The organism is Kordiimonas sp., assembly GCF_048260245.1.
Taxonomy (GTDB): Bacteria; Pseudomonadota; Alphaproteobacteria; order Sphingomonadales; family Kordiimonadaceae; genus Kordiimonas.
Window position 1 is genome coordinate 19,930 of sequence record NZ_JBLXGZ010000004.1, and the last position, 18,723, is coordinate 38,652.

The 18,723-nt window shown below is 53.4% G+C and carries 16 protein-coding genes and 1 pseudogene; 7 read left to right on the plus strand and 10 right to left on the minus strand.

The annotated features are described in order from the left end of the window. Positions 1-70: 70 nt before the first annotated feature. From ACN0VM_RS03370 to ACN0VM_RS03400, 7 genes are read left to right on the plus strand one after another with little or no spacing between them, the layout of a single operon-like run. A complete protein-coding gene (locus ACN0VM_RS03370) occupies positions 71-1,210 on the plus strand; it encodes an N-acetyl sugar amidotransferase (protein ID WP_417449432.1) in 1,140 nt (379 codons plus the stop codon). Then, a complete protein-coding gene (hisH, locus tag ACN0VM_RS03375; RefSeq protein ID WP_417449433.1) occupies positions 1,207-1,821 on the plus strand; it encodes an imidazole glycerol phosphate synthase subunit HisH in 615 nt (204 codons plus the stop codon). Before ACN0VM_RS03370 ends, hisH begins: the two co-directional genes overlap by 4 nt. A gap of 2 nt (positions 1,822-1,823) precedes the next feature. Continuing rightward, a complete protein-coding gene (locus ACN0VM_RS03380; RefSeq protein ID WP_417449434.1) occupies positions 1,824-2,606 on the plus strand; it encodes an AglZ/HisF2 family acetamidino modification protein in 783 nt (260 codons plus the stop codon). Further along, complete coding sequence (locus tag ACN0VM_RS03385) at positions 2,603-4,744, plus strand: bi-domain-containing oxidoreductase (protein ID WP_417449435.1); 2,142 nt, start codon at positions 2,603-2,605, stop codon at positions 4,742-4,744. Before ACN0VM_RS03380 ends, ACN0VM_RS03385 begins: the two co-directional genes overlap by 4 nt. Before the next feature lie 9 nt (positions 4,745-4,753). Next, positions 4,754-5,467 (plus strand): class I SAM-dependent methyltransferase, encoded by a 714-nt coding sequence (locus ACN0VM_RS03390; RefSeq protein WP_417449436.1) that lies wholly within the window; start codon positions 4,754-4,756, stop codon positions 5,465-5,467. A 5-nt stretch (positions 5,468-5,472) separates the two neighbouring features. After that, the gene (locus tag ACN0VM_RS03395) at positions 5,473-7,053 is read left to right on the plus strand and encodes a heparinase II/III family protein (protein WP_417449437.1); all 1,581 of its coding nucleotides are present in this window, start codon (positions 5,473-5,475) and stop codon (positions 7,051-7,053) included. After that, the gene (locus ACN0VM_RS03400; RefSeq protein ID WP_417449438.1) at positions 7,050-8,270 is read left to right on the plus strand and encodes a glycosyltransferase family 4 protein; all 1,221 of its coding nucleotides are present in this window, start codon (positions 7,050-7,052) and stop codon (positions 8,268-8,270) included. The genes ACN0VM_RS03395 and ACN0VM_RS03400 overlap by 4 nt, the downstream gene beginning before the upstream one ends. On the opposite strand, the pseudogene ACN0VM_RS03405 reads toward ACN0VM_RS03400, so the two are convergent. From ACN0VM_RS03405 to ACN0VM_RS03450, 10 genes and pseudogenes are all read right to left on the minus strand, one after another. Continuing rightward, positions 8,257-8,430: pseudogene (locus ACN0VM_RS03405) on the minus strand (DapH/DapD/GlmU-related protein); the annotation flags it as partial. The gene ACN0VM_RS03400 and the pseudogene ACN0VM_RS03405 sit on opposite strands and share 14 nt — an antisense overlap. Positions 8,431-8,702: 272 nt before the next feature. Then, entirely contained in the window at positions 8,703-9,917 is a 1,215-nt protein-coding gene (locus tag ACN0VM_RS03410) for a hypothetical protein (protein ID WP_417449439.1), read from the minus strand. Next, positions 9,914-10,243, minus strand: coding sequence for a CapA family protein (locus tag ACN0VM_RS03415; RefSeq protein ID WP_417449440.1), 330 nt, complete (start codon positions 10,241-10,243; stop codon positions 9,914-9,916). The genes ACN0VM_RS03410 and ACN0VM_RS03415 overlap by 4 nt, the downstream gene beginning before the upstream one ends. An 8-nt stretch (positions 10,244-10,251) precedes the next feature. Next, a complete protein-coding gene (gene asnB, locus ACN0VM_RS03420; protein WP_417449441.1) occupies positions 10,252-12,114 on the minus strand; it encodes an asparagine synthase (glutamine-hydrolyzing) in 1,863 nt (620 codons plus the stop codon). Beyond that, positions 12,114-13,379: a lipopolysaccharide biosynthesis protein gene (locus tag ACN0VM_RS03425; protein ID WP_417449442.1), complete on the minus strand. Its 1,266-nt coding sequence runs from the start codon at positions 13,377-13,379 to the stop codon at positions 12,114-12,116. The genes asnB and ACN0VM_RS03425 overlap by 1 nt, the downstream gene beginning before the upstream one ends. Positions 13,380-13,382: 3 nt before the next feature. Beyond that, positions 13,383-14,495, minus strand: coding sequence for a DegT/DnrJ/EryC1/StrS family aminotransferase (locus ACN0VM_RS03430; protein WP_417449443.1), 1,113 nt, complete (start codon positions 14,493-14,495; stop codon positions 13,383-13,385). 12 nt (positions 14,496-14,507) lie between these two features. Continuing rightward, on the minus strand, positions 14,508-15,092 hold the full coding sequence (locus ACN0VM_RS03435; RefSeq protein WP_417449444.1) for an acyltransferase: 585 nt from the start codon (positions 15,090-15,092) through the stop codon (positions 14,508-14,510). Next, positions 15,092-16,039 (minus strand): Gfo/Idh/MocA family protein, encoded by a 948-nt coding sequence (locus ACN0VM_RS03440; RefSeq protein ID WP_417449445.1) that lies wholly within the window; start codon positions 16,037-16,039, stop codon positions 15,092-15,094. The genes ACN0VM_RS03435 and ACN0VM_RS03440 overlap by 1 nt, the downstream gene beginning before the upstream one ends. Positions 16,040-16,054: 15 nt before the next feature. Further along, on the minus strand, positions 16,055-17,365 hold the full coding sequence (locus ACN0VM_RS03445) for a nucleotide sugar dehydrogenase (protein WP_417449446.1): 1,311 nt from the start codon (positions 17,363-17,365) through the stop codon (positions 16,055-16,057). A gap of 81 nt (positions 17,366-17,446) precedes the next feature. After that, entirely contained in the window at positions 17,447-18,634 is a 1,188-nt protein-coding gene (locus ACN0VM_RS03450) for a glycosyltransferase family 4 protein (RefSeq protein WP_417449447.1), read from the minus strand. Between the last annotated feature and the right edge of the window lie 89 nt (positions 18,635-18,723).

Consider the following 18,723-nt stretch of genomic DNA (forward strand, 5'->3'; position numbering starts at 1 on the left):
CCAGTTGAACTTAAATTTTTAAAACTGAATTTTATTAAATTTACGCAAATAATTAGAGGGACGCCTCGTGGTGGACGATCGTAAATATCAAATCTGCACCAATTGTGTAATGGATACGACAGACTCGGCTATTGTTTTTGACAGTGCGGGTGTATGTGACCATTGCAAGGGTTTTTATACTCAAGTCGAACCTAATTGGCATACCGATGCCCGGGGCCGTGAACAGTTGGACGGCATTATCGAACGTATCAAGGCAGACGGCAAGGGTCGTGATTTCGACTGCATCATCGGCATGAGCGGCGGTATCGACAGTTCCTACCTCGTTTACGCGGCAAAAGAAATGATGGGCCTTCGGCCGCTCGTCTTTCATGTCGATGCGGGCTGGAACTCCCAGATCGCGGTAAACAACATCGAAAAGCTCGTCGATGGGTTGGGCCTTGATCTCTACACAGAAGTGATTGACTGGCAGGAAATCAAAGATCTGCAGTTGGCTTACTTCAAGTCAGGTGTGCCGCACATCGATACGCCGCAGGATCACGCGTTTTTTGCCACCATGTACAAATTTGCGGAAGAGCATAAGGTGCGCAACGTGCTCACGGGCGCCAATTATTCGACGGAGTGCATCCGCAACCCTATTGAGTGGATGTATTACCAGTCTGATTCCATCCAGCTTAAAGACATCCACCGCAAGTTTGGTTCAAGACCACTGAAAAACTTCCCTATTACGTCAATTTTGAAACACAAATTATACCTGCCGTATATCAAGGGCATCAAGGTTGAACGGCCGCTAAATTATATCCCTTACATCAAGTCTGACGCTGTAAAACTGTTGACGGAACGGTTTGGCTGGCAACCTTATCCACAAAAACATTTTGAATCACGTTTCACCAAGTTTTACGAGGCTTATTGGTTGCCGGAGAAGTTTGGTTTTGATACGCGAAAAGTACAGTATTCAAGCCTTATTGTCACCGGCCAGATGACGCGGGAAGAAGCGCTTGAGAAGCTCAGGGTACCCGCTTTCGATCCTGAGACAATTGATCAGGATTTTGAGTATATTGCGACGAAGCTGGGTATTACGACAGACGAACTTCGCGGCTATTTCAATGCGCCCAACAAAAGCTATAAGGATTACCGCAACCAGCGGTCCATCTATACTGTGGGTGCCAAAGTGATGCGGGCGCTGGGAATGGAACTCGGTGGCAAGCGATGATCACCGTCGTTAATTATGGTTCCGGCAATATCAGCGCCATAACAAATATATACAAACGGCTGAACATACCCTGTGTTGTGGCGACCGGGGCAGATGCGATCGCGCAAGCGACACACCTTGTTTTGCCGGGCGTTGGTGCGTTTGACGCGACCATCGATCAGCTGGACCGGTCTGGCATGCGACCGATGCTTGATAAAAAGGTGTTGGAAGACCATACACCTGTTATCGGGGTCTGTGTTGGTATGCAGATCATGGCGAAGTCGAGCGAGGAAGGCCAGCGCGGAGGCCTGGGCTGGGTGGATGCTCATGTGCGCAGGTTCGATACCGCCACGCTGGCGCACAAGCCACATATCCCGCATCTTGGCTGGAATGTCGCGACGCCGGTCAAACCCGTGCCACTCTTTGAGGGTATTGATGTCGAACGGGGTTTTTACTTCCTCCACTCCTACTATTTTGAATGCTGCAATGACGATGACGTCCTCGCGACCACCCATTACGGCACCACTTTTACGTCCTCGGTTAATGCGGGCAATGTGTTCGGTGTTCAGTTCCATCCTGAAAAAAGCCATCAAAACGGTATCCGGCTTTTCAAGAATTTCGCGAGATTTTAGCCATGTTGCGCTCCCGAATTATACCGTGTCTGCTGGTCCACAATCAGGGACTGGTTAAAACTGTGAAGTTCAAGGACCCCAAATATGTGGGTGACCCGATCAATGCAGTGAAGATTTTCAATGAAAAAGAAGTCGATGAACTGATCGTGCTGGACATTGACGCGACCGCCGAAGGACGCGAACCCGACTATCGCATGATCGAAGATCTGGCCGCCGAATGCAGGATGCCATTTTGTTATGGCGGCGGGGTAACAACGGTAGAACAGGCGGTGAAGATCATCAACTCAGGCGTTGAGAAAGTCGCCCTGAGCGCAGCTTTTGCAGCTAATCCCTCCTTGGTGACAGATCTTGTTGAAGCCGTGGGCAGCCAGAGTGTTGTTGCGGTGGTTGACGTCAAGAAAGTGGGCTTGTTCGGATCTTATGAAATTTTCACGCACAACGGTCAAAAGAAGGTCAAGCGTGACCTGATAGAATATTGTCGGGAGCTTGAGCGTCTGGGGGTTGGTGAAATCGTCGTCAATGCCATTGACCAGGACGGCATGATGAAAGGTTATGACGAAAAGCTTATAGCCAAGGTGCGGGAAGCCACCCATGTGCCTATCACGGTCCTCGGCGGAGCCGGCAGTCTGGATGATATAAGGCAGCTGATTGAGCAATACGGTATTATTGGTGCTGCCGCTGGCAGCCTATTTGTTTTCAAAGGCGTCTATCGTGCTGTGCTGATCAATTATCCCCAGCGCGCCGACAAGGATGCTCTCTTTAATCAGGTTAGTTCATTTCAATGAAACAGATTCTCCAGGACCTAGGGTCCGGCAAAACCATTGTTGCAGATATTCCGATGCCGCAGGTGAAGGCAGGCCACGTGCTGATTGAGACGCTGACCTCGCTTATTTCTGCAGGGACTGAGCGCATGCTGGTTGATTTTGGTCGCTCCAGTTATCTGGAAAAGGCCCGACAGCAACCTGAAAAAGTAAAAATGGTGCTTGATAAGGTTAAAACCGATGGTCTGTTGCCCACCATTGATGCCGTGCGGTCGAAGCTCGATCAACCGGTCCCTATGGGTTATTCCAATGTTGGTCGGGTTGTTGAGGTCGGTCGGGGCGCCGAGGCATTTCAAATTGGTGATCTTGTTGTCTCCAATGGCCATCATGCAGGTATGGTGTGCGTGCCCAAAAACCTGTGCGCCAAAGTGCCTGAGGGTGTTCGCGCCGATGATGCCGTCTTCACCGTGGTAGGGGCGATTGCCCTTCAGGGCATCCGGATTGCGGAACCCACCTTGGGCGAATGTGTGGTGGTTACCGGGTTGGGGCTTATTGGCCTCATGACGGTTCAGCTTCTGAAGGCGCAGGGCTGCCGGGTCCTCGGGCTGGATTTTGACGAGAGCAAACTTGCCCTTGCCCGCGCGTTTGGCGCTGAGGTGGTAAACCTGGCCGAAGGACAGGACCCTGTTCAAGTGGCGGAGAGCTTTTCACGTGGTCGCGGCGTTGACGCGGTGATTATCACAGCGTCGACCAAAAGCAGTGATCCGGTTCATCAGGCGGCAACCATGTGCCGCAAGCGTGGCCGCATTGTGCTGGTGGGTGTTGCGGGCCTTGAGCTCAACCGGTCGGACTTTTACGAGAAAGAGTTAAGTTTTCAGGTTTCATGTTCTTATGGCCCCGGCCGTTATGACAGCCGGTACGAGGACGAGGGGCATGACTATCCGGTAGGTTTTGTGCGCTGGACTGAGCAGCGTAATTTTGAAGCGGTGCTGGACATCATGGCGGCAGGCACGTTGCAGCTTGCGGACCTCAAAACCAGAACGTTTCCAGTCGACTCAGCGCCCGAGGCGTATCAGTTCTTGCTGAATGACAAGCAGGCGCTGGGTGTGTTGCTTGACTATCCAGCGCAGGCAGAGGCGGCCTCACGCCAGAAGACGCTTCCTCTTGAAAGGGGAGGACGGCGGGCTGGCGCTTCGGCGCCGGTGCTGGCTGCGGTGGGTGCGGGAAACTATGCCGGCCGCATGCTTCTGCCTGCATTTGCAAAAACAGAAGCCCGGCTCAAGACGGTTGCTTCATCTGGTGGCGTAACGGGTACCCACTACGGTAAAAAGCTGGGCTTTGAGCAGACCACCACCGACACGGAAGCATTGTTTGAGGATCAGGATGTCGATGCTGTTATTGTCGGTACGCAACATAACAGCCATGGCCGTTTTGTTATCGACGCGCTGAAGGCTGGCAAAAGCGTATTTGTAGAAAAGCCCCTTGCCCTGACGAATACAGAGCTTGACCAGATTGAAACTGCATATGCTGCGGCTGGCGAAAGCGGGTCTCCTCCGCTTGTGATGGTGGGTTTCAATCGTCGTTTCGCGCCTCTTATGCAGAAGCTGAAAAAAGCAACCAGCAAAACCGACATGCCGATGAGCATTGTCTATACGTGTAATGCGGGTGTCATTCCGGCGGACAGTTGGGTGCAAGACCCGCAAAAAGGCGGGGGCCGCATTATCGGCGAAGCCTGCCATTTTATCGATATTGCGCGGTTTCTGGCCGGTTCCCCCATTATATCAATCCACGCTGTGGGCATGAGCTTGCCTGTGGCCGATTGCCACGATACGGCTTCCATCACTGTTAAATTTGAAAATGGCTCTGTTGCAACGGTGCATTATTTTGCCAATGGGCACCGTGCGTTCCCGAAGGAACGGGTCGAGGTTTTTCAGGCCGGTAAAACCTTTGTGCTCGACAACTTCCGCTCGTTGGTCGGGTTTGGCGAAACATTGCCAAAAAAGCGTTCGTTTTCGCAACAAAAGGGGCAGGATGAATGCTGCGCCGCCTTTGTCAGCGCTTTGAAAAGTGGCGGGGCAGCGCCAATTCCCTTTCAGGAAGTCATGGAAGTATCACGCGCCAGCATTCAGGCGGCAGAGATGATTGGAATGTCGGATGGATAGGAGTACAGGATGAGCCTGGTCGAATATCTCGACAATAAGTTTTACCCCGATTTTCAGAAAAACTGGGACGACCACCTGTTTCGCGAGAAGGTACTGGCGGTCATTCGGCCCGAGCATGACCTGCTGGATATGGGGGCTGGCGCTGGTATTATTGACTGCATGAATTTCCGGGGGCTGGTCAGGTCAGCAACGGGGATTGATCTTGATGAGCGGGTAACGGAAAACCCTTTTCTCGATAAAGGTTTTATCGGCGATGTAACACAGACGCCCTTTGACGACGGCAGTTTTGACATCATCATTTGTGATAATGTGATGGAACATATCGAAAAGCCGGAGGCGTTTCTGGATGAGGTTGCGCGCCTGCTCAAACCCGGTGGTATCTTTCTCGGCAAAACGCCAAACAAGTGGCATTATATGCCCTTGATCGCCGCCAATACCCCTTTATGGTTTCACAAGTTTTACAATAAGCTGCGTGGACGGAACGAGGAAGACACCTTCCCCACCCATTACCGGTTGAATACCCCTGCAGATGTTCGCCGGCTTGCGTCCGGCGCCAACCTTGAAACCGTTGATGTTGCCCTCTATGAAGGGCGGCCGGAGTATCTGCGTATTTTCTTTGTGCTGTACCTGTTTGGCATTTTTTATGAACGTCTGGTCAACAAGGTCGGCTTTATGCGGCGTTTCGCCATTCTTCTGGTGACCAGCTTGAAGAAACCCGGATAAGGTCTGTGTCGCTGCGATCCATACCGCGGTTTGTTCGCACGGTGGCCCACCTGAAACCCGGCCAGGTGATAAACCGCGTGCAGCGACGGTTCACCAGGCTCCAGCAATCAGATGTCAGTGCGGTGTGCCGGGCCGAAGCTTGCGGCGAATGGCAACCGGCGCTTGCCCGGCCACAGTCCATCTTGCCGGGTGGCCGTTTCACCTTCCTGAACGAGACGAGGGCGGTCACGTCCGCGAATGACTGGAACGACGCCGCAACGTCCAAGTTATGGCTCTATAACCTGCATTACCATGATGGTCTGTTGGCCCCCGATGGTGATGACGTGGACAAGCACGCATTCCTGCAGCGTTGGATCAGCGAAAACCCAACATTTGAGGGAAATGCGTGGGAGCCTTATCCGACGTCGCTGCGCATCGTGAACTGGGTTAAATGGGCGATGGCTGGCGGGGCATGGTCCCCTGCCATGGACAGCCACCTCGCCCAGCAATGCGCGGCGCTTTATCAGCAGGTTGAATATCACTTGTTGGGCAATCATTTATTTGCCAACGCAAAGGCATTGATCTTTGGTGGCCTGTTTCTTGGCGGTCCGCAAACAGAACAGTGGCTTGACAAGGGGGAGAAAATTCTCAGGGGTGAACTGTCCGAACAGTTTCTAGGCGACGGAGCACATTTTGAGCTGAGCACCAGCTATCAGGCCACTCTGACGGAAGATCTGCTGGATCTGGTCAATATCATGCGCGCCTTTGGTCGCGCTGTGCCCATACCTTTGCTGACCCATGCAGAGCGGGCGATTTTCTGGCTTGAGGTGATGACCCGCCCCGACGGACTGCCGCCACTTTTTAATGATGCGGCTTATGGTATCAGTCCATCCCTCGCCAGCCTGCAGGACTATGCCCGCAGACTTGCTGTGCCCTTGGCCGCCGCGCCGGAGGCGGGGTTGGTTGACCTACCGGCAAGCGGCTACTTTCGCTATACCGGAGATACTTACGGGTTTTGGGGTGATGCGGGGCAAATCGGCCCTGACTATATCCCTGGCCACGCCCACTGTGACATGCTGGGGTTTGAATTGTATGCACACGGTGCGCCCCTTGTGGTCGATACCGGCACGTCTACCTATGATATTGGTGAGCGGCGACAGCTGGAACGGTCCACGCAGTCGCATAACACCGTGCAACTGGGCGACTGTGAGCAAAGCGAAATATGGGCAGGTTTTCGGGTGGGGCGGCGTGCCCGCATAACGGCCCGCGAAGTGGGACCTGACTGGTTGAAGGCTTCTCACAACGGGTTTGGCTCGCTCCACGAACGTAGGTTCACCTTCTCTCCCGGCAGTATAACCCTTGAAGATAGCGTTCGGGGCTCGACGCCTGCCGCGCCGGCGGTCGCGCGCTTTCACCTTCACCCCGATATCCAGCCTGAGCTGTCAGGCAATATGGTTGAGGCAGGAATGGCGAGTTTTCGTTTCACTCATGCCCGGAAAGTAGCGCTTTCACCCTATGAATATGCGCCCGAATTTAACCGGCGGCTGCCAGCCTTGTGTATCGACGTTCATTTTGACACGCATTTGATAACTGAAATCCAGCTATGAAAATTCTTTTTATTACCGATAATTTCCCGCCCGAGGTAAATGCGCCTGCTTCACGCACTTACGAACATTGCCGTGAGTGGGTCCGACAGGGTGCGGAGGTAACCGTGATCACATGCGCGCCAAACTTCCCGCAGGGCAAAGTGTACCCGGGATATAAAAATCGTCTATATAGCCAAGAGATTATGGACGGTATAAAGGTCATTCGGGTCTGGAGCTACATCACGGCAAACGCCGGTTTCATGAGACGCGTTCTGGATTACATGAGCTTCGCCATGAGTGCGTTCATTGTCGGGTTGTCTCAGGAAACACATATTATTGTGGCGACGTCCCCGCAGTTTTTCACCACCTTCACTGGATACAGCCTGTCATTTGCGAAACGCAGACCTTGGGTTTTTGAGCTGCGTGACCTGTGGCCTGAATCTATCATTACGGTAGGCGCAATGAAAAAGGGCGCCGCGATCCGCATGCTGGAGAAGGCAGAGCAGTTTATGTACAGGCAGGCTGACATGATCGTGCCGGTGACGGACGCCTTTCGCGACCGGCTTATTGACTACGGCGTTGCGCCTGAGAAGATTACGGTCGTGACCAACGGGGTGGATAAATCGGTGTTTCCCGTGAGGGCGCCTGATGAAGACCTTCTGGATAGCCTTGGGCTCAAGGGTAAGTTTATCCTGGGGTATGTCGGAACGCACGGCATGGCCCATGGGCTGGATTTTGTCGTTCAGACCCTGTCGGAAATTGATGACAGCGATGTGCATCTGCTGTGCGTGGGGGACGGTGCCGCTAAAGCTGATGTCGTGGCGCGTGCTCACGCTTTGGGCTTGAAGAATGTTACTTTTCTTGATCCGGTCGAAAAATCACGGGTGGGTGACTATCTGTCCATTCTGGATGCGGTATTGGTGCCGCTCAGAAAATCCGACACCTTCAAGACAGTTATCCCGTCGAAAATTTTTGAAGCTGCAGCGATGGAAAAGCCTATTCTTCTGGGGGTGGACGGACAGGCGCGCAAGATCATCGAAGAATATGACGCGGGCCTCTATTTCGAACCTGAGAACGGCGAAGCGTTGCGCGCTGCCATTGTTGCGCTGAAAGAAGATAAATCACGCTATAGTGCGTGTCAGGCAGGGTGCCGGCAGCTGGCCACCGCTTATGACCGCAAGACGTTGGCGCAAAAAATGTTAGCTGCAATCACGGCTTTTGTTCGCGGTACCGAATAACCTTTGCCGGGTTGCCCACGGCGATGGCGTTGGGCGGTACGTCCTTTGTGACAACAGCTCCAGCGCCAATAACGGCGCCGTCCCCGATCGTCACCCCCTTGAGGATGGTGACATTGGCCGAAATCCAGACATCGTTGCCGATGGTGATGGGCGCCCGCAGATGACCCTGGTGCCGCATGGGTATCCCCGGCTTCATCTCGTGGTCACGGCCCCAAATGACGGTTTTCGGGCCTATCATAACTTCGTCGCCAATGTGGATTTCCCCCAGCAGGTGACAGCCGGCATTGAGGTAAAAATTATTCCCTGCCGAGATCAGCGGATCACCGACCAGACGGCAATAAGGCTCTATTTTTGCGGTACCGCGAAATTCGGTTCGCGAAAACACGCAGTTATTATAGATGATCACCCCGCGCCGCCGCAGCAGCAGGCGGTTCACTCGAATTTTGAGCGCTTGAGCCAGGCTTTTAGGCATCCTGCAAGTATCCCCCTTGGCAGACTAAGCAGATCATAGAAGAACGGCTTCATGTCGGTTTTGTCAAATATAGCAAAATAGCGCGTGTCGCCGCCCCATATATTCTGGCGGAAATGCCGGGCGTACCGTGGTCGGCTCAGGAGGTTGACGATCTCGTGCTTCATATAGACAAAATGTATGATCGTCGTGAGGTCCTGCGTTTGTGGCGGGATGTCCATGCCCTGCGCATCCAGCCACTGGGCATGTTGTAGTTTTACCCCGCTGAGGTTTCCCATGCGGTGCCACATCATGGAGCGAAGGTTGATTTCCATCAGCTTATATTGTCCGTCCCGGTGGTCGAGCTTGAACTCGGGCTCGGCGATGCCGATCAGGTTCATACCGTCAAGCAGGGCACGTCCCTGAGAGCGAACGACCTCCGGGGCCTCGTTGCTGGCGCTGGCAAATACTCCAAAAAGGTCGGGATACTGGGTTAGTTTTTTGCCGATCCACTCCCGGATGATTTTACCGCGCGGTGACCGGTAGCCTGTGTAGGCGTATATGTGGGTGTCGTCGCCGGGGATATATTCCGATGCAAGGAAGGTTGTGCCGCTTTCGAGAAAGCCAACAAGCTGGTTCCGGTTTGTGGCAAGGGCGGCGGGACTTTCAAGATAGAGGCTGCGAAAAACGGGTGTTGTCAGGTCCTGGCGGGTGTTGGGTTTGATAAGCACAGGATAGGTGAGGCTGTCCAGTGCGGCGATGTCTGCGGTGGTGTTCAGGGCGCGCGTTTTGGGATACGGAACGCCCAGCTTCTCGCAAAATTCATACTGGGTGTATTTGTCAAGGCTACCAAGAATGGTGTCGCGGTTGAACGGGAGGAAGCAGAAATCGCCAATCTCGTCATACAGGCTGTGCAGGTTTTCAAGTTGCCGGTCGTCCGTCGGGAAAATGACAAGCCGGTCATAGCTTGCCTTGAGCACAAAAAGGGCCTCACGCAGGCTTTTTGCCGAGTTGTCGATTGCCCTGCAACCGGTAATCTTGTTGCTGTACCGTGCCAGCGAGGTACCATAATCCAGCAGCCAAATATCCGGCACACCTTCGGCATGCAGCTCCCGGATAATGGAATATCCGTTCACATAGCCCCCAAGGACAATAGCCGCGGCGGAGGACGAAGAGCGGGCGTGCTGCGGATAGCTCATGCGCGGTCCTTCAGTTTCTCGCCATCGCTAAATTGGTTTACACGACCGTTTTTGAGGTGTTCGGTTGTTTCAATGATGCCAGCCAAGCCTTTGTCATGGATATGGTTATTAGCCAGATTTACCACCGAAATGCCCAACTGCTCGAGTTGGGCCACAGCATATGAACCCGTGTGAAGGGTGCATTTTTCGGCAACATCCGCTGAGTTGCTGATGGGTTGTTCCAGATTGCTGACGCGCACATCTGCGTTTTTGAAGGCAGCTGCACGCACGATATCCGTCGCAGACTTATTGTTTAAATCTCCGCCAAGGAACAGGTCTCCGGTCAAACAAATTTTCATCTCTCAAAAAACCGTTTATGCCATTCTGACAGGTTCAAAAGCCGAATTGCCCGGTCAAGGCTGAAGGTACTGAGGTCATCCGGGACTTTGCTGTCTTTGAAGTGATTTTGTACAAAATTCGACCCATTGATTGTATCGGTCAGCCATTGCCGCAAGGGTCCATTAAACCATTGCCGGTGCGGTACGGGCCAACCGAGCTTGTCTTTACGCCAGCAAATTTCGTCAGGTAACTTTTTATCAAATGCGACGCGCGCAAAATATTTGGTCCAGCCATCATGAATTTTATAAGTTGCCGGTATTTTGGCGGTAAACTCGACAAGGCGGTAGTCCATGAAGGGCATGCGGGCCTCAATCGAATAGTGCATGGAACGGGCGTCGCTATAATGGATTAGGTTGATAAGCGCGCTGTTGGTGTCTTTTTTCAGCACTTCATTCAGCGGTAAAAGGAGGCGGAGCCTTTTGGTGCCAAAGGTACCCTTCACCAAGCGTTCTAGATTGCTGCCTCCAAGAATATTCCTTAAAAAGCAGAGGCCTAACCCTATATAGGTCATTTTTCTAGCGCCGGGGATTCTGGATAGCGCTTTGAGATCCTTGTAGGCGTCGCGGAGGCGACTATTGCATAAAAAGTTGACGATATACGGCAGGTATCCCGCCTGTTGCTCATCTGCTCCTTGCCCATCCAGTGTGACAACCACGTTTGACCGATCAATAAGTTTGTAAACGTTCATCCCTCCCATTCCCAAGCCATCTGACGGGGACTCGAGGCTGCCGACAGCCAGTGTATGAAGGTCGGGGACCTCCCCGACATCGGGTTCAATAAAGTTTCTTTTCAATCTGAGCGTATCGGTGATCAGCTTTATATAAACGCTTTCGTCACAGTCTTTGTAGGCGTCGGAATAAACGGTTGAGAATGTCTGCTGTTTATAGGCGGAGTCGGTATTTTTCAGTTCTTCTTCGATCATGTAGACGATGGACGCGCTGTCCAGTCCGCCGGAAAGCGCGCTGCCAAACGGCACATCGGCGCGCAGCCGCAGGCGTATGGCATCCTGAAGCAGTGCGTAATAGTCTGCGGCAATCTTTTGCGCTTTTTCCGGGCAAAAGGGTTCGTCCGAGGTGTCAATCTCATAATCCCAGAAGCGGGTAGGCGTGAAGGGGGCAAAAACCGCGTCCAGCGCAATGGTGACGCCTGAGGCAAAGTCGAACCGGTAGATATTGGCGAAGGCGGTTTCATGCTCGTATTCAAGCGCGCCCGCTTCCAGAAAGCGCTGGCAATATTTGACATTGGGCTCGCTTTTTATGTCTGGATGCGCAAGCAAGGCCTTCACTTCGGACGCCATGGCGAAGGTTTTGTCGTTCTGATAATAATAGAGCGGTTTGATGCCGAAACGGTCACGCGATACAAACAGCTCTTTTTTGTGCAAATCGATGATGGTCAAGGCCCACATGCCATTGAAGCGGTTCTGGCAGGCTGCGCCCCAGAAGTCATAGGCGGCGAGGATGACCTCGGTATCACAGTGCGAACGGAAGCTGTAACCATGGCCTTCGAGCTCCTGGCGCAGCTCGAGATGATTGTAGATCTCACCGTTATAGACGATCCAGTAACGGTCGTCCTTATACGCCATGGGTTGGTGCCCCAGTGCGCTCAGGTCCAGAATGGATAATCGCCTGTGGGCGAGGCCGATATTAAGCCCCTCAAGGGCGTGAGGGCGAACCTCCATCGTGGTCCCGGATGCTGTGCTGTCTCCCAACAGGAGGAAACCTTCGTCATCGGGGCCGCGGTGGCTGATGCTATCGCCCATCGCCTTCAGAGCGGCAGGATCAATCGCCTCGCGAGATGCCAGAAAAACCAAACCACACATTACTTAAGCCCCCGGTGTTGATAGCGCGCACTCGAATACAGGATCAGGATGTAATATAGGGCATACATCACCACTTCGTTCAGTGCGAAAATATATAAGAAAGTCTCGATTTCAAATTGTGTGGCGTAATAAAGAACCACAACAGAGCCGACAAAATATATAACTTTCCATATGGCTCCCAGCTTTAATGTATTGGTCACGCCAAAGACGGTGCTGAGGGGTGAGACAATAAAACGTACGGCCAGCACGATGCTTAATGTTTCTGCATAGTGTCCGGCCTGTGTCCATTCTGCCCCGAATACGAGGCCGAACAAAAATTCGCCAAAGAAAAAAACCGGCGCAAAAATCAGTACCGAAAAGGGCACCAGCTTTTTTGTTGTCGCCAGTATTTCAGCCCTGAGTTTTGATGGGTCTTCGTGTACCAGCTCTGAAATGCGCTGGAAATAAACCTGCCCGATCGCCGTACTTATCAGCGCCGACGGTGCGGCGAGAATACGCATCGCCAGAGCAAAAAAGCCGACCATCGCCAAGTCGTACGAGCGTGTGACAAAAAACAGCACAGCCTGAATAGTGAAGGCATCAAGCAGGGAGGGCAGCGCACTGTATTTGGGATAATCAGAATAGGTCGCGATGTTGCGGCGCAGGCGGTTGATGTCGACCGCGCGTCTCGGCACCCTGCCGTAGCGTGCAAATGCGATCACAGCTGCCACAATGCCGATAATATGCCCGGCCACCAAACCCATAGCGCTGCCCAGCAGGCCGAACAGCGTGGTTTGCCCAGCGACGAGAGCGCCGCTCTGGAGGATTTTTGCTTTGGAGATGGCGCTGAAGCGGGATGTGCGGATGCTCCAGTACAGCAGGCTTTGGAAAATGCCGCTGGCACAGATGTAAAGCGGTACCCAGAACAACACGGGTGCAATGTCGGGGGATTTCAGCAGGGCGGCAAACTGTTCGCCAAAGAGGGTGACAAGGATCATAACAATAGCACTGATGCCAAAGGTGATGCCCAGCGCGGTGATCAGAAGATGATAGGCATCGTCCTCTTCCTTGGGCAGCACGATTGTTGCCTCATACCGAAGTGTTACGACCGAGACCAGAATGATCGAAATTGCAGTAAAGAGACCATAAACACCAAAATCTGCAGGGGTATACAGCCGGGTGAGTACCGGTGCGGCAAGGATCGGTATCGCCTGCGCAATCGCTGTGCCGGAAACAAGCGTCAGGACATTTTTCACGAAGGCGTTTTTTTGCAGAAATTCGCGCATTGCCTAATTGGCGCTCAGGAGGCAGTCGACCACCTCTGCCGCTGCGTCTTCTTGCATATAGGGGTGCATGGGCAGGCTGAAAATCCGGCGGGCTACGTCCTCCGATGCTGGGAAATCCCCGGCCTTGTAGCCCAGGTGCGTAAAAGCGCCAAGAAGATGCATGGGGCGCGGATAATAGACCATCGTGGGGATGTCGCGCGCCTTGCAGGCGGACTGTAACCGCGTCCGCATGTCGCTATCTTCCGCGATAAGGGAGTATTGCGCCCAGATGCTTTGGTACCCGTGCGGTACAAACGGCGTTTTGTACCGGTCCCCGAGGTTGCTGGTGTAATAGTCGGCCAGGGTTTGCCTGGCTTTGGCCTCCGACGGGAACGCGGCCAGCTTTTCCAGCAGTATGGCGGCCTGCAGTGTATCGAGACGGCTGTTCAGGCCGATCCGCACGTTATCATATTTGTCGGCCCCCTTGCCGTGGAAGCGCAGGGAGCGCAGCAGTTCTGCCACCTCGTCGTCATCTGTAAAGAGCGCACCGCCATCGCCGTAGCAGCCGAGTGGCTTGGCCGGGAAAAAGCTGGTTGTTGCCAGGTCGCCGAACGTACCCGCACGGCGGCCCTCAATCGAACCGCCAAATCCTTGGGCTGCATCCTCAATAAGTTTCAGGCCGTGGTGTTGGCAGATATGTTCCAGCCGGGTGTAGTCGGCTGGCAGGCCAAAAAGGTCAACACTGATAACAGCCTTCGCTGTGCCTGGCTGATGTTCCGCAATGGCTTCTTCCAGCTTGTCAGGGTCGATATTGAAGGTGTCCGGGTCGATATCCACAAAAACAGGCGTGGCGCCCACAAGTGCAATGGTCTCTGCAGTTGCAAAAAAGGTAAAAGGCGTGGTGAAGACAATGTCGCCGGGGCCTATACCATATACCATCAAGGCCAGTTGCAGCGCATCGGTGCCGTTGGCACATGTAATGGCATGTTTTGCGCCGGTATAGGCGCTGAGTTCGTCTTCCAGTGCCGCAACTTCCGGCCCCATGATAAAATGGCCGTGGTCCAGCACCGCCTGAATACGCGCATCAATGCGCGCCTTGAGGCTGGCATATTGGGCTTTCAGGTCGATAAACTGCATGAATATGCGCTCCTACGACGCCGGGGTGGTACGCAGGGTTTTGCCTTCAAGGGCATAGCGCGTACCGGTATGCGGGCAAACGGTTATGGCTTCGCCTTCAATCGGCAAGTCCAGCTTTTCACCAAATTCACTCATCCAGCCGATCTGTTTTGCAGGGACACCCACCATCAGTGCATAGGCTGGAACATCCTTGTTGACCACCGCACCGGCCGCGACAAATGCGTATTCGCCGATGCTGACACCGCAGACCACGGTACAGTTGGCGCCCAGAGTCGCGCCCCTTTTTACCAGAGTATCTCGGTATTCCGCCTTGCGTTCAATCAGCGCGCGTGGGTTGTAGACATTGGTGAACACCATGCTGGGACCGCAAAAAACCCCGTCTTCAAGGTGCACATTGTCATATACGGATACATTGTTCTGAATTTTACAGCGGTTGCCGATTGTTACCCGGTTACCAATGAAGACACCCTGACCCAGCGACACACCTTCGCCAATCACGGCGCCGCCGCAAACATGCACAAAATGCCATATCCGGCTGCCGTCACCGATGGTGGCGCCGTCATCCACAATAGCGGTTGGGTGTTGCTGGTAGGGCATCACAGCAGGCCTTTGATGAACGGATGATAGTCGCCAGTGGCACCGTTCGGTGTCATTGTCCGGATATTTGTTACTGTGTCGATGGCCACCCGGTTGTCCTCAAGCCCGAAGCCGCGTCCGGCCAGAATTTCTTCATAACTACGGGTATGCAGGTCGGTGAATCCGCCCGAGAATTCTATTTCGTCACCGTCACAGGTGATTGACCGGTAGGTCCGTTGGCCTGTCGCCCGCACGTCCTCCGGTACATCGGTTACGTCAATGGACAGGAACCAGCGCACGCGGGCGTGTTCATATTCGAGATATCCGGCAGCCTTGGTATCAGAGGTATAATGTACGACATTGTCCTGCAAAGCGCCGAAAACAAAATGCAGCATGTCATAGAAATGTACGCCGATATTGGTGGCAATGCCGCCGGATTTACGGGTATCGCCTTTCCATGACTGCAGATACCAGTTCCCGCGGGAGGTGATATAGGTCAGGTCAACTTCATGTTTTTTGTCGTGCCCGCCCGCGGCCACTTTGTCCCGCAGGGCGATGATCGCCGGGTGCAGGCGCAGCTGCAAAATCGTATTCACCCGTTGGCCGGTATCACCTTCAATGGCTTGCAGGGCATCGATGTCCGCCGGGTCCAGCACAAGCGGTTTTTCGCAGATGGCGTCGGCACCCGATTTCAGCGCAAAGCGCATGTGTGGCTCGTGCAGGTAATTGGGTGAGCAGATGGCAATATAGTCTGCGGTGTCTGCTTGGGCCCGACGCAGGCTGTCGAGATAGCTTTCAAAACGTTCGAACTCGGTAAAAAAAGCAGCGTCGGGGAAATGGCTGTCGATAATGCCGACGCTGTCGTTTGGGTCCATCGCGGCAATCAGGGTGTTGCCAGTGTCTTTGATGGCCTTCATGTGCCGAGGCGCGATATAGCCAGCCGCCCCGATCATGGCAAAGTTTTTCATCAGACAGTCTTTCCGTTATGCCTTGATAATATGGTCGGCCGGGGTGCGGTATATACCCCGGCTATCAATAATCAGTTTTGCGTGGGCTTTAATATGGTCATAGTCAAAGCGGCTATGGTCGGTGCACAACAGCACGGCGTCGAAGCTCGCGAGGTTCTTCGCAGTCAGTTCCTCGCTCGTGAGGTCAAAATGGTGTTCCCGCATTTTCGGGAAGGCCGGCACATGCGGGTCGCTGTAGGCGACTATGGCGCCCCTGTCCCTGACCAGTTCCATGATGCGCACGGACGGCGACTCGCGCATGTCATCGACATTTTTCTTGTAGGCGATCCCAAGCACCAGAACGCGGCTGCCTTTGAGGGCTTTGCCCCGATTGTTCAGCCCTTCCGTCAGCTTGCCGACGACATAGTCCGGCATAGCCTGATTCACCTCGCCGGACAGTTCAATAAAGCGGGTGTTAACGCCGTATTCGCGGGCTTTCCATGTCAGGTAAAAGGGATCGATCGGGATACAGTGGCCACCAAGGCCGGGCCCCGGATAATAGGGTGTGAAGCCAAAAGGCTTGGTCGCCGCCGCGTCTACCACCTCGAAGATATCGATACCCATGCGGTCCGCGACGATCTTCATTTCATTGACCAGCCCGATGTTGACAGCCCGGTGGATGTTCTCCAGCAGCTTGGTCATTTCCGCCGCTTTGGTGGAGCTTACCGGCACCACCTTGTTGATTGCGGGGCTATAAAGCGCGATCCCGGCCTCGAGGCAAGCCTGTGTGTGCCCGCCGACGACCTTGGGAATGGTGCTGGTTTCAAAATTCGGGTTGCCTGGGTCTTCTCGTTCTGGTGAGTAGACGAGAAATATTTCCTCGCCAGCTTTCAGCCCGGTAGACTGTGCGCGTGGCAACAATTCTTCTTCGGTAGTGCCGGGGTAGGTGGTGCTTTCAAGGGAAAGGACCTGCCCGGCCCTGAGGTGAGGCACCAGCGCGTCGGTTGTCTTGGTGACAAAACTGATGTCCGGTTCACGGTATTTGTTCAGTGGGGTTGGCACGCAAATGATAATAGCGTCGCATCGCGATGCGTCTGCGAAGTCGGACGTGGCGACAAAGCCACTTTTGCAGGCGTCGGCAATCGATGCTGCGTCGATATGCTCGATATAGCTTTTACCGGCGTTGAGTTTTTCGACCTTGTCAGCATCAATATCAATGCCAATGACCTTAAAACCCAGGCTGTTGTACCGTAACATCAGTGGCAGGCCGACATATCCCAAGCCTACGATACCGATGACCGCCGTCTTTTCTGTGATACGAGCACAAAACGTGTCTTTGTAATTCATCTGATCAATACTCAAATTCAAAACATATTATCTAAATATAAATCCTGAGCGGCGCGCACCAGAAAAAGAGTGTACGCGAACTCAGCCCCGTTTGGGCGGCAATGTGAGTGTCCTGTCAATCAGTGTGTTCCAGTCCAGCTGTTCTCGGGTGACCCGCTCTGCCCCTTCCCGCATCTCCTGATGCCGCTCACTGTTTTCCAGAATTGCCGTCAGTTCTTTTTTGATTGCCCTAGTGTTAATGCGGTCTTTATCCAGAATCACTATATTTTCGTATAAATTTAAATATTGAATGCTTTGGTGGCCGGTATTGCCGGCAATGAGCGGTAAACCCATGCTGATGGCCTGCTGCCATAAAATAGATTGGCTTGCCGGGAATACAGCAATATCGCTGATCGCCATGTGCTCATATATCTCGCGCGTTCCCAGCCAGCCGGCGAAATGGATGTTGCCGCCCTGCTGTGCCCGGGACAGCAGCAGGTTCTTATAGTCCTGATCTTCCTCGCTGGCGTCGCCGACAATAATCAGGTGCAGGCTTTTGTCTTCAAGCTCGTTGACGGCGTCAATAATCAGTTCTGTGCGTTTGCGGGGGCTCAGTTTGCCGCCCGTCAGTATCACGCGGTCCCCTTGTGCAATGCCGTAGGCTTTTCTCAATTCCGGCAGGCGCGGTGATTGTTTCGCCTCTGCGCCCAGGTCCGTGTCCGCTCCAAGGGGCAGCACCTCCATTTCCTCAAGCGGTACCTTGTATACCTCATGCAGGAAGGTGGTGCCCGCCGGTACAATCGGGAAGATACGGCTGGTATATTTGCGGATGCGGTCGAGAAACCATTTGCGCAGAACACCGTGCAGGATACGCAGCGACAACCAGTTTTTGCCCGAATTGCTATAGTCGGCATGATAGTCGAGAATGATCACACAGTCTGGATGCTTTTTTTTGTACCGGATGATTTCCGGAATATTGAGCATAATGTCGTGAATGAAAATCAGATCAGGTTTTTCGCGCTCAAGGATGTCATCAATCCGGGTGTAGGCACGCATTTTGTATAAAATATTGTACCGAAACGGCAGCTTGATAACCGTGCAATTTTCGGTGCGGTATTCACGCGCGGGCCAGGCGTTGTCGTGGCGGTTTTCATAATAGTCAAAAACGGATTCGTAAGTGGACGTAATCACCGTTACGTCATGGCCGTGTTTGGCATAATATTTGGTGAGCAGGTTCTCCTGATACTCAAGTTTCTCGTTATAGAACTCGCATATCATTAATATTTTCATTGCAACGCCTGACAGTCAAAATCATCAAAAAATTGTACTCTCTATACTGAATTTTTTGAGCATAATCAGGTTTAATTTATTCGGGAGCG

Coding starts and splice junctions, on each gene's coding strand:
- hisH (WP_417449433.1), top strand. CDS start 1,207: ATGATCACCGTCGTTAATTATGGTTCCGGCAATATCAGCGCCATAACA.
- ACN0VM_RS03380 (WP_417449434.1), top strand. CDS start 1,824: ATGTTGCGCTCCCGAATTATACCGTGTCTGCTGGTCCACAATCAGGGA.
- ACN0VM_RS03385 (WP_417449435.1), top strand. CDS start 2,603: ATGAAACAGATTCTCCAGGACCTAGGGTCCGGCAAAACCATTGTTGCA.
- ACN0VM_RS03390 (WP_417449436.1), top strand. CDS start 4,754: ATGAGCCTGGTCGAATATCTCGACAATAAGTTTTACCCCGATTTTCAG.
- ACN0VM_RS03400 (WP_417449438.1), top strand. CDS start 7,050: ATGAAAATTCTTTTTATTACCGATAATTTCCCGCCCGAGGTAAATGCG.
- ACN0VM_RS03410 (WP_417449439.1), bottom strand. CDS start 9,917: ATGAGCTATCCGCAGCACGCCCGCTCTTCGTCCTCCGCCGCGGCTATT.
- asnB (WP_417449441.1), bottom strand. CDS start 12,114: ATGTGTGGTTTGGTTTTTCTGGCATCTCGCGAGGCGATTGATCCTGCC.
- ACN0VM_RS03425 (WP_417449442.1), bottom strand. CDS start 13,379: ATGCGCGAATTTCTGCAAAAAAACGCCTTCGTGAAAAATGTCCTGACG.
- ACN0VM_RS03430 (WP_417449443.1), bottom strand. CDS start 14,495: ATGCAGTTTATCGACCTGAAAGCCCAATATGCCAGCCTCAAGGCGCGC.
- ACN0VM_RS03435 (WP_417449444.1), bottom strand. CDS start 15,092: ATGCCCTACCAGCAACACCCAACCGCTATTGTGGATGACGGCGCCACC.
- ACN0VM_RS03440 (WP_417449445.1), bottom strand. CDS start 16,039: ATGAAAAACTTTGCCATGATCGGGGCGGCTGGCTATATCGCGCCTCGG.
- ACN0VM_RS03445 (WP_417449446.1), bottom strand. CDS start 17,365: ATGAATTACAAAGACACGTTTTGTGCTCGTATCACAGAAAAGACGGCG.
- ACN0VM_RS03450 (WP_417449447.1), bottom strand. CDS start 18,634: ATGAAAATATTAATGATATGCGAGTTCTATAACGAGAAACTTGAGTAT.